This window comes from Motilimonas thetidivivens (genome assembly GCF_046452435.1).
In the GTDB taxonomy this organism is placed as follows: Bacteria; Pseudomonadota; Gammaproteobacteria; order Enterobacterales; family CBDFNC01; genus Motilimonas.
In genome coordinates, this window is the sequence record NZ_JBKFDK010000023.1 from 62,875 (window position 1) to 71,563 (window position 8,689).

The following is an 8,689-nucleotide window of genomic DNA, read 5'->3' on the forward strand; positions in this document are numbered from 1 at the left end:
TTATTGGATGCTGGAGACCTGGCGACCGTTTAGTGCCTGAATGGGGCGGTTATTGGTGCTCGGCAAGGCGAGCTTGAATGCGGCTATTTGCTGTGGCGAAGCGCTGATCGCGTTTTGCATCACCAGCCACTGCACCCCTTCGCTACAAGGTGGCGTGGTTAATGAACCAACGAAGTGATAATAACTGCGCTGTTTCGGCAACAGATCATCTAACTTAATCTTAACCTTTTTGAGTGAGACTTTTTCACCGGCATGCATGGGCATGGCTTGCCAGAGTGCGGTAAGCGCTGAATTGGCTTCACCCTGTTCAAAAAAGACCGCGACCACCGCCAGTTGACCTGCCTTGTTGGCATGTACCAGGTGTGCTTCAAATGGGTAGCTTTTGCCGTCGACCTGATTTTCACTTGGGGTGTGAAAATGCACTTGTTTTAATTGATATTCCTGATCTTGGAACTCAATTTCACTGCCTGGCTGTAAATTTACCTGAACGGTATGGCCATTATTGATGATGTTTTGGAGTTTATCTTCATAGTCCCATTCAATTTCATCTAACTTAGCGGGCATAGGTGAAACGATGTTGATAGGCGATTGCTGCTGACCTTGTTGGCAAACTCGTGCTATTTCGCCCCAGAATTTGGGGCCAGTGTCGCCACGGTAGCTCCAATTATGCCCACTTGTTGCTTCAGGTGCTCGCGAGACTGGCGTGATCGGTGCTGGCGCTGGTGATAGTGCGGTATCAATAATGTCGATTAATAATACCAGAGCCGCGAACCAGAATACTTTATTCATAGCTGTTGCCTTAATTTGGTTGAGGTGTTGTTAAAGATGATGCGGTTAAGGTTAAAAAAGCATCACAGATAAGTCAATTACTGCGCAAGTATTAGCTAAGTCTAGCTGATAGTTGGGTATCGAGAGGGAGAAATAAGTGAATCAGCCTTGCCATTATGACTGGCGGCAAAGTTTATCTGCCTGCTGTTTGTCGATACCATATTTAGTGGCCAATTGCTGATAAGCTAACTCTTTCACTCGCTGGTTATAATCATCATTTTGTAAGAACTCGAGCATGTCTATGACGCCCTGAGGGGGAATAATAAATGACAACGCTTGCTGCGGGATGTTGCTGGGCATCTGGTCACCCTCTTATTTAGGTTTACGGTTATGGTTCTGGGTTATAGCGCTAAGGCTAACCGCCCAAGTTTATTTCTTCACCTGAGTGCTAATGAATTTAATAATGTCATTGGACTCATAAAGCCAGCGATAGCCTTTATCTTGCTTGATTCTTAGGCAAGGTACGGTGGCTTTGCCGCCTTTGCTAAGCAGCTCTTGTCTAAAGTGGCTGTGTTTTTTGATGTCTCGTAATTCAATATGCAGCTTGAGCTCAGCGAGTTTATCCCTTACTTTACGACAGTATGGACAGGCGCCGAAGTGGTACAGGGCAAGGTCTTTATTGGAATAGTTCATTATCACTCTTAGCGGGTACTCTCTTAGCGAGCATTTTGTCATTCTGCTGTTGGTTTGTCTATCAGGCAAGCGAGTGAGCTAGTGCTTGATAGGGTTCGAAATAGTTGGAACGGTCGAATGAAAAGAATATGGATATTCAGTTACTTGCTGCTGTTAATCGGGTGTAGTGAAGCGCCTTTGCAGCGTCTAGATGTGCCGTTTGGCTTGGTGTTTCAAGGTGAGCCCTTGGCTTTAAACACTTGCCAAACAGAGCGCGCAAACGCAACGGCCAATAGCGCGCCCGCTCAGCCCGAGGTCGATGAGCCCAAGGTCAATAAGCTAGAGGTCAATGAGCCCAAGGTCAATGCTGTTACCCTCTATGTACATAATGTTGAACTGCGAAATCGGCAGGGCCAATGGGTTGCGGCCAAATTGCAAAGTGAGAAGGCGAATGCTTGGCATGATCAGCAGATAGCTTTGCTCGATTTAACACCGTGTTCACCTGAGCTAATGGGCGGGCAAGGTTTACCCTTAACCTTACCTGAGGGTGAATATCTCGGTTTACGTTTTACCCTAGGTGTACCAGAAGTTTTTAATCACCAAGATCCTTTGCGGGCGAAGCCGCCTTTAGACATTCCCCAATTTCAATGGCATTGGACGGTCGGGTATAAGTTTGCCTATTTTGATTTAGCTTGGCAGGACAATACGGTCAAACACCATTTAGGTAGCAGTGGTTGTACTGGCAACATAGGCGAAACCATTAACTGCCAATATAAGAATCGACCTCAAATTACGCTGCTTGATTTTCAACCCGGTGATACCGTGGTCATGGAGCTTAGGCAATTTTTCACCGAATTGCCCCATGCAAGATGCTTTGGTAAGCCTCAAGATAAGGGCTGTGAAACCTTATTTAATTTACTTGGCTTGCAGCAATATGAGCAGCGCTTGTTTCGTATTGGTGATTAAGTCATGTGGCGAGAACGTTACTGGTTAGTGGTGATTGGGTTTGGCAGCTGTTTGGGGTTGCTGGCTATGAGTCTCGTTTGGCATCAAGACCAAATGACGAGCGCCAAAATAGAGTTAGGTCGTCATTTATTTTATGAAACGCGCTTATCGCAAACGAATCAAATCGCCTGCGCCAGTTGCCATCAACAGATGTTTGCATTTTCTGATGGTCGGCAAACCTCGGTTAATGTACATGGTGAAAAAGGCCGGCGTAATGCCTCGGCGCTATTTAACTTGGCGCAAAACACCAGCTTTACTTGGGCTAATCCGTTGCAAACCGAACTGGCATTTCAGGCGCTAATCCCATTGTTTGGTGATGATCCGATTGAAATGGCCGCTGCTGGTGTGGCGCAAATTCGACAGCGTTTGGCGGGGGCATCGATTGATTATCCGGCGTTATTTCGAAGCGCATTTGGCTCTGATGAAATAAACCTAGCTCGGATCACCGCCGCTTTGGCTGCATTTCAAGGTCAGTTGATTGCTAAAGATAGTCGCTACGATCGCTACCTAGCAGGCCAACTCGACGCATTAACTGAATTTGAATTAGCTGGATTGGCTTTATTTGAATCTGAGCGGCTAGGCTGTCGTCAATGTCATGGCGGGGATAATTTCAATCAGTTTAGTGGCAAGCGTTCAAATCCCGAGGATAATTTTCATAATACGGGGCTTTACTATACCGAGACAGGATACCCAAACTCAGATTTAGGCTTATACGAAGTGACTTTTGACGCCGCTGATAATGGTAAATTTAAATCGCCTTCGCTGCGTAATGTTGGGGTCAGTGCGCCATATATGCACGATGGCAGTATGCGTTATTTGGCCCAAGTGATAGATCATTATGCGCGAGGTGGCAGTGTTAATTTAAGCGGCAGGATGGGAGATGGTAAATTCAACCCAAACAAAAGCGAGTTGATTAAAGGGTTTATGATAACCGAGCAGGAAACAAACCAGTTGGTTGCCTTTTTAATGTCACTGACAGATGAAACCTTACTTTCCGATCCTAATCTTGCGAAGCCAGAATAAGCTGGCACGGGAAAAATGAACGCATTTATTCTATTTGAGGGGAGGGGCGTGATGCCTTCGCCCGAGCCTGACGGCGTTTCTTCTCTTGTTTGTTACTGTACATTAACTCGTCTGCTTCTTTGATTAATTGGTCTGCGGCGATGTTTTCGTTCATATTTAACAGACCGTAGCTTAAATCAACTCCGGTATTTTGGTTGATGGCTTCAAGCGATTGCCTGAGCTGAATAATAAAATGTTCGGCGCTATCGCCTCCGTAAATAACCACAAATTCATCACCACCAAAACGAAAGGCAGCGCCATGGCTATTGAGTTGTTCCTTCAATTTTTTGGCAAAGGTAATTAAATAACCATCACCTGCTTCATGGCCTTGTGTGTCATTCAGCTGCTTAAAATTGTCTAAATCGATATAGATGAGAACGGGTGAGGGGAAACGAATCAGTAAGCCAGCGTATTTCTCAAAAAAAGCCCGGCGATTATACAAGTCAGTTAAGCTGTCGTGATGCGCGATGCGCTTTAGACGTTGTTCAAGTTGGCGTCTAAATTCTATTTCTCTTTCTAGTTCTTTAATGAGTCTTCGTTTGGTGACTATGCTTTGCAAAAAGGCAACGCAAATCAGGATCAGGCCAAATTGCAAGAAATGCTCAAGCACGTCATGCATGGTAAGGTATTCACTTTCGGGTAAAAACTCATCAAGCACATCTAATGCAAGGGCGCCGGTAAAAGTGCCCCAGCCGATACTCATCAGCCAACCTAGACGTAGCCGCATAATTTCAACGAAAGTGCTGGTGCAGGCAAGTAGAAATATGGCTTCCATAAGAAAGTCAGAGAAATTCAATGGCGTGGCTTGGGTAAGCGCGAAGAGCAAGATTGACCAGCCAATTAGCCACAGGCAAAGGTGTAATACAAAAGTAGAGCGATTTCGCTTTATTTTTTCTTTAATGATTTCCATTGTGCCCACCTAGCATCATGCTTAATCCAAGTATAGAGCGAAATAAACATTTGGATGGGATCCATCCATAATTGTCATCACGATGTTGTCAACTCCACGGATTTCATTGTTGATACTGGCGGTGATTACCTGCTTGTGTGTTAAGATATTGGTTTGCGTCTTGAAATGGTTATAGGGGTGGTTATGGAGACAGTTGACTCGCTTTTTGCTGAACATATTAAGGTACTTCAATCGCGACTTGTTGAGGCGCTTAAGTTACAACAGTTTGACGCATTGATTATTCATTCGGGACAGCTCAAGAAAGTGTTCCTCGATGATCAAACGTATCCTTTCAAAGCAAATCCCCATTTTAGACACTGGCTGCCGGTATTTGACAACCCTAACTGTTGGTTAGTGGTGAATGGCAGCGACAAGCCAAAACTAATTTATTATCGACCCGTTGATTTTTGGCACAAGGTGCCACCCGAGCCGAACGACTTTTGGGCTAACTATTTCGATATTGAATTGCTGGCGCGCCCGGAACTCGTTGCAGATTTACTACCTTATGATCGCGCCAACATGGCCTATATAGGCGAGCATCTTGAAGTCGCGCAGGCCTTAGGCATAGGCCATACCAATCCCGAGCATGTTTTAAACTATTTACATTATCACCGCAGTTTTAAAACCGACTATGAAATGCACTGCTTGCGACAAGCTAATCACATCGCGGTGCGAGGACATCAAGCAGCTAAATTGGCTTTTATGGAAGGTTTGTCGGAATTTGAAATTAATCAGGTTTACCTAAACGCAATTGGCCAAAGTGATAACGATGTACCTTATGGCAATATTGTGGCGCTAAATGAGCATGCTGCGGTTTTGCATTATAGCCATCCTGAGCGAAAAGCTCCCGCCCAGCGGCGTTCTTTTTTGATTGATGCTGGTGCTAATTATGCGGGGTATGCGGCGGATATTACGCGAAGCTATGCTGCAACCAACGGCCTATTTGGTGACTTAATCGAGGCGGTTAACCGGGTTCAACTGGAGATCATGAGTCAAATGAAGGTCGGCATGCGTTACACCGAACTGCATTTGAAAATGCATCGCTTATTAGCCCAAGTTTTGCTCGACTTTAACTTGGCTCAGGGCAGTGTTGACAGCTTGGTGGCTGCAGGGATTTCTAGTACGTTTTTCCCTCATGGTTTAGGGCATTTGTTAGGCTTGCAAGTTCATGATGTGGCAGGGTTTATGCAGGATGAGCGAGGTACACCCTTGGCTGCGCCTGAAGCTCACAGCACATTACGTTGTACCCGTATTATTGAGCCTCGCCAAGTTTATACGATAGAGCCAGGGTTGTACTTTATCGATGATTTACTCGGGCAGTTGAAACAGCGACCTGAACAAAACCAAGTAAATTGGGCTAAGGTTGATGAGTTGCGCCCTTATGGTGGCATTCGGATTGAAGATAATATCATTGTGCATGCCAGCCAAATCGAAAATATGACTCGAGATGCAGGCTTGGATTGATGCTACAGCCTTATCCTGTTTTAATTCAAGCGGCCGAGTATGAAGAAGAAATAAAAAAAAGCCGTTTCATTACCCTATTGCAGCATACCCAAGGCCGAGACGCTGCAATGACGTTCATTAACCAAGTTAGAGCTGCTCACCCTAGCGCGAGACATCACTGCTGGGGCTTTGTGGCGGATGCCCCGAGTGTGAGTACCGAACTGGGTTTTAGTGATGACGGTGAGCCAAGCGGCACGGCAGGTAAACCGATTCTAGCGGCATTGCAAGGCAGTGGGCTTGGTGAAGTAACGGCGGTTGTTGTGCGTTACTCTGGTGGTATAAAGCTTGGCACAGGTGGTTTAGTTCGAGCTTATGGCGGCGGTGTGCAAGAAGCGCTTAAATTGGCGCAAACCCGTGAGAAGGTGCCGCAGATAACGGGTCAACTGATCTGCCAATATGGCCATGTTGGTTTAGTCGAGCTGTTATTGGCTCAGTTCGGTGGGCTGGTAACCAGCAGTGATTTTGCTGTGGAAGTGTCAATGAAGATCAGTATTGATGCCCGTAATGCGATGGCTTTTAAGCAAAGTGTGTTTGACAAAAGCCAAGGACAATTGGTGTTTAATATCAATCAGGGAACGGATGAAAGTAAATAACGCAATGGTTACTAGGAAGATAGGCTAGATGCAGTTTAGGGCAATATTACGCATTGTAGGGCTCTTGGTGGCGCTGTTTAGTGTCACTATGTTAGCACCCGCTCTGGTTGCTGTGATTTACAAGGATGGCGCGGGTCGAGATTTTATCAGTGCATTTATCATTGCACTTATGTCGGGCCTAGCCTTGTGGCTTCCTAATCGTGATCATAAAAGTGATTTAAAGGCGAAAGATGGCTTTTTGATCGTGGTGTTATTTTGGACCGTGTTAGGCAGTGTTGGGGCGTTACCCTTCTTAATTAGCGAAAGGCCGGATATGAATGTAGCCGAGTCCTTTTTTGAGTCCTTCTCAGGACTGACTACAACGGGTGCGACTGTCATCACTGGGTTAGATAACTTACCTAAGGCGATACTATTTTATCGCCAGATGCTGCAATGGCTAGGTGGTATGGGGATCATTGTCTTGGCCGTTGCGGTATTACCTATTCTGGGGATAGGTGGGATGCAATTGTATCGCGCCGAAACGCCGGGGCCAGTCAAGGATTCTAAGATGACACCTAGGATAGCGGAAACAGCTAAGGCCTTATGGTACATCTACCTGTGTCTCACTATTGCTTGTATGTTGGCATTTTGGTTGGCAGGAATGACATTGTTTGATGCTATTTGCCATTCATTTGCCACGGTTGCGATTGGCGGGTTTTCAACCCATGATGCCAGTATGGGTTTTTTTAATAGCCCTTTAATTAATCTTATCACTGTGGTGTTTTTGATTATTTCGGGTATTAATTTTGCGTTGCACTTTGCTGCCTTTGCCAATCATGGCATGCGCTTGAAGGTGTATTTACGCGATCCTGAAGTTCGCGCATTTTTGTATATTCAACTTGGTTTAACCGCTATTTGTTTTACTGTATTAGCGGTGCACCAAACCTACGACACGCTAGAGCAAAGTTTAGACCAAGCTTTATTTCAAGCCGTTTCTATTTCCACTACCGCAGGGTTTAGTACGACTAGCTTCTCCGATTGGCCGCTATTTTTACCTGTGCTGTTGGTGTTCTCTTCCTTTATAGGTGGCTGTGCGGGTTCAACCGGTGGCGGTATGAAGGTGATACGGGTGTTGTTACTTAACTTACAAGGTTTTCGTGAGTTAAAGCGACTGGTTCATCCGCGTGCAATTTACAAGATAAAACTGGGTAAAAAGGCATTGCCAGATAAAGTAGTCGAAGCGGTTTGGGGATTTTTCTCCGCTTATGCTTTGGTGTTTGTAATTTGTATGCTGGCGTTAATCGCAACTGGAATGGAAGAGTTATCTGCCTTCTCGGCTGTGGTGGCAACGCTTAACAATTTAGGACCTGGGCTGGGAGAGGTGGCGGTGCACTTTGGTGAAACCTCAGATGCTAGCAAGTGGATATTGATCTTAGCTATGCTGTTTGGTCGTTTAGAAATTTTTACATTGCTTGTTTTATTCACGCCAGTTTATTGGAAAAGCTAGCTCATTTACTGTCTCTATGGTGTCTTATTAAGTATGTCGAAAGTATTAATCTTATATTCAAGTCGTGATGGACAAACATTAAAAATCATTAAGCGTATGCAAGCCTTGCTTGATCAGGAATCAGACATAGTGAACATCAATCAAGCAGCTGACGTTGATTTCAATGCTTATGATAAAGTGCTAGTTGGCGCTTCGATCCGTTATGGTAACTTTGAATCGAACGTTATTCCCTTTCTCAATCAATACCGAGAAGTATTACATCAAAAGCCGAATGCTTTTTTTGTGGTGTGCTTGACGGCTCGCAAACCTGAAAAAGCGAGTCCAGCTACGAGCGCATATATGATGAAGTTTGACCGTCTATGTCAGTGGCAACCTAAGATGAAAGGTGTATTTGCGGGCGCATTGCTTTATTCAAAATACAACTGGTGGCAAACGCTGATTATTCAGCTCATCATGAAGATGACTGGTGGCAGTACGGATAAGAGTAAAGATATAGAATTTACTGATTGGCACAAAGTAGACGCTTTCGCTAGAGACTTTAATTACCTGTAAGTTTGCAGAGGTGATTAAAAATGCAGCAAAAAGTAGCATTTTTAGCTCGGTGTGATTGCTTTTTGTTCGCTTGATTCATTTTGTTTATTTTTCTTTAAA

General features: G+C 45.0%; 10 protein-coding genes. 6 read left to right on the forward strand and 4 right to left on the reverse strand.

What is annotated here, in order from left to right; translation table 11 throughout:
* From ACK8OT_RS15675 to ACK8OT_RS15685, 3 genes are all read right to left on the reverse strand, one after another.
* Entirely contained in the window at nt 1–789 is a 789-nt protein-coding gene (locus ACK8OT_RS15675) for a carbonic anhydrase (RefSeq protein ID WP_410197455.1), read from the reverse strand.
* A 153-nt stretch (nt 790–942) separates the two neighbouring features.
* Nucleotides 943–1,128, reverse strand: coding sequence for a hypothetical protein (locus tag ACK8OT_RS15680; protein ID WP_410197456.1), 186 nt, complete (start codon nt 1,126–1,128; stop codon nt 943–945).
* Between the two features lie 69 nt (nt 1,129–1,197).
* Nucleotides 1,198–1,461: a glutathione S-transferase N-terminal domain-containing protein gene (locus tag ACK8OT_RS15685; RefSeq protein WP_410197457.1), complete on the reverse strand. Its 264-nt coding sequence runs from the start codon at nt 1,459–1,461 to the stop codon at nt 1,198–1,200.
* Nucleotides 1,462–1,578: 117 nt separating this feature from the next.
* Between ACK8OT_RS15685 and ACK8OT_RS15690 the strand changes: the two genes are divergently transcribed.
* Together ACK8OT_RS15690 and ACK8OT_RS15695 are read left to right on the forward strand one after the other, a co-directional pair.
* Complete coding sequence (locus ACK8OT_RS15690) at nt 1,579–2,406, forward strand: MbnP family protein (RefSeq protein WP_410197458.1); 828 nt, start codon at nt 1,579–1,581, stop codon at nt 2,404–2,406.
* Nucleotides 2,407–2,409: 3 nt separating this feature from the next.
* Nucleotides 2,410–3,468, forward strand: coding sequence for an MbnH family di-heme enzyme (locus ACK8OT_RS15695; RefSeq protein ID WP_410197459.1), 1,059 nt, complete (start codon nt 2,410–2,412; stop codon nt 3,466–3,468).
* 25 nt (nt 3,469–3,493) lie between these two features.
* Here the strand turns inward: ACK8OT_RS15695 and ACK8OT_RS15700 are convergent, their stop codons facing one another.
* Nucleotides 3,494–4,417 (reverse strand): GGDEF domain-containing protein, encoded by a 924-nt coding sequence (locus ACK8OT_RS15700; protein WP_410197460.1) that lies wholly within the window; start codon nt 4,415–4,417, stop codon nt 3,494–3,496.
* 183 nt (nt 4,418–4,600) lie between these two features.
* Here ACK8OT_RS15700 and pepQ point away from each other — a divergent pair, with 183 nt between their 5' ends.
* Genes pepQ through hemG form a run of 4 tightly spaced genes read left to right on the forward strand, consistent with a single transcriptional unit; the run spans nt 4,601 to nt 8,590 of the window.
* On the forward strand, nt 4,601–5,920 hold the full coding sequence (pepQ, locus tag ACK8OT_RS15705; protein WP_410197461.1) for a Xaa-Pro dipeptidase: 1,320 nt from the start codon (nt 4,601–4,603) through the stop codon (nt 5,918–5,920).
* The gene (locus ACK8OT_RS15710) at nt 5,920–6,552 is read left to right on the forward strand and encodes a YigZ family protein (protein ID WP_410197462.1); all 633 of its coding nucleotides are present in this window, start codon (nt 5,920–5,922) and stop codon (nt 6,550–6,552) included. The genes pepQ and ACK8OT_RS15710 overlap by 1 nt, the downstream gene beginning before the upstream one ends.
* Nucleotides 6,553–6,580: 28 nt before the next feature.
* Nucleotides 6,581–8,038, forward strand: coding sequence for a TrkH family potassium uptake protein (locus ACK8OT_RS15715; RefSeq protein WP_410197463.1), 1,458 nt, complete (start codon nt 6,581–6,583; stop codon nt 8,036–8,038).
* Between the two features lie 33 nt (nt 8,039–8,071).
* A complete protein-coding gene (gene hemG / locus ACK8OT_RS15720; protein ID WP_410197464.1) occupies nt 8,072–8,590 on the forward strand; it encodes a menaquinone-dependent protoporphyrinogen IX dehydrogenase in 519 nt (172 codons plus the stop codon).
* The last annotated feature ends 99 nt before the right edge of the window (nt 8,591–8,689 follow it).

Bases quoted from the DNA above. Each gene is read 5' to 3' on its own strand.
- ACK8OT_RS15675 (WP_410197455.1), bottom strand. From the start codon at position 789: ATGAATAAAGTATTCTGGTTCGCGGCTCTGGTATTATTAATCGACATT.
- ACK8OT_RS15680 (WP_410197456.1), bottom strand. From the start codon at position 1,128: ATGCCCAGCAACATCCCGCAGCAAGCGTTGTCATTTATTATTCCCCCT.
- ACK8OT_RS15685 (WP_410197457.1), bottom strand. From the start codon at position 1,461: ATGAACTATTCCAATAAAGACCTTGCCCTGTACCACTTCGGCGCCTGT.
- ACK8OT_RS15690 (WP_410197458.1), top strand. From the start codon at position 1,579: ATGAAAAGAATATGGATATTCAGTTACTTGCTGCTGTTAATCGGGTGT.
- ACK8OT_RS15695 (WP_410197459.1), top strand. From the start codon at position 2,410: ATGTGGCGAGAACGTTACTGGTTAGTGGTGATTGGGTTTGGCAGCTGT.
- ACK8OT_RS15700 (WP_410197460.1), bottom strand. From the start codon at position 4,417: ATGGAAATCATTAAAGAAAAAATAAAGCGAAATCGCTCTACTTTTGTA.
- pepQ (WP_410197461.1), top strand. From the start codon at position 4,601: ATGGAGACAGTTGACTCGCTTTTTGCTGAACATATTAAGGTACTTCAA.
- ACK8OT_RS15710 (WP_410197462.1), top strand. From the start codon at position 5,920: ATGCTACAGCCTTATCCTGTTTTAATTCAAGCGGCCGAGTATGAAGAA.
- ACK8OT_RS15715 (WP_410197463.1), top strand. From the start codon at position 6,581: ATGCAGTTTAGGGCAATATTACGCATTGTAGGGCTCTTGGTGGCGCTG.
- hemG (WP_410197464.1), top strand. From the start codon at position 8,072: ATGTCGAAAGTATTAATCTTATATTCAAGTCGTGATGGACAAACATTA.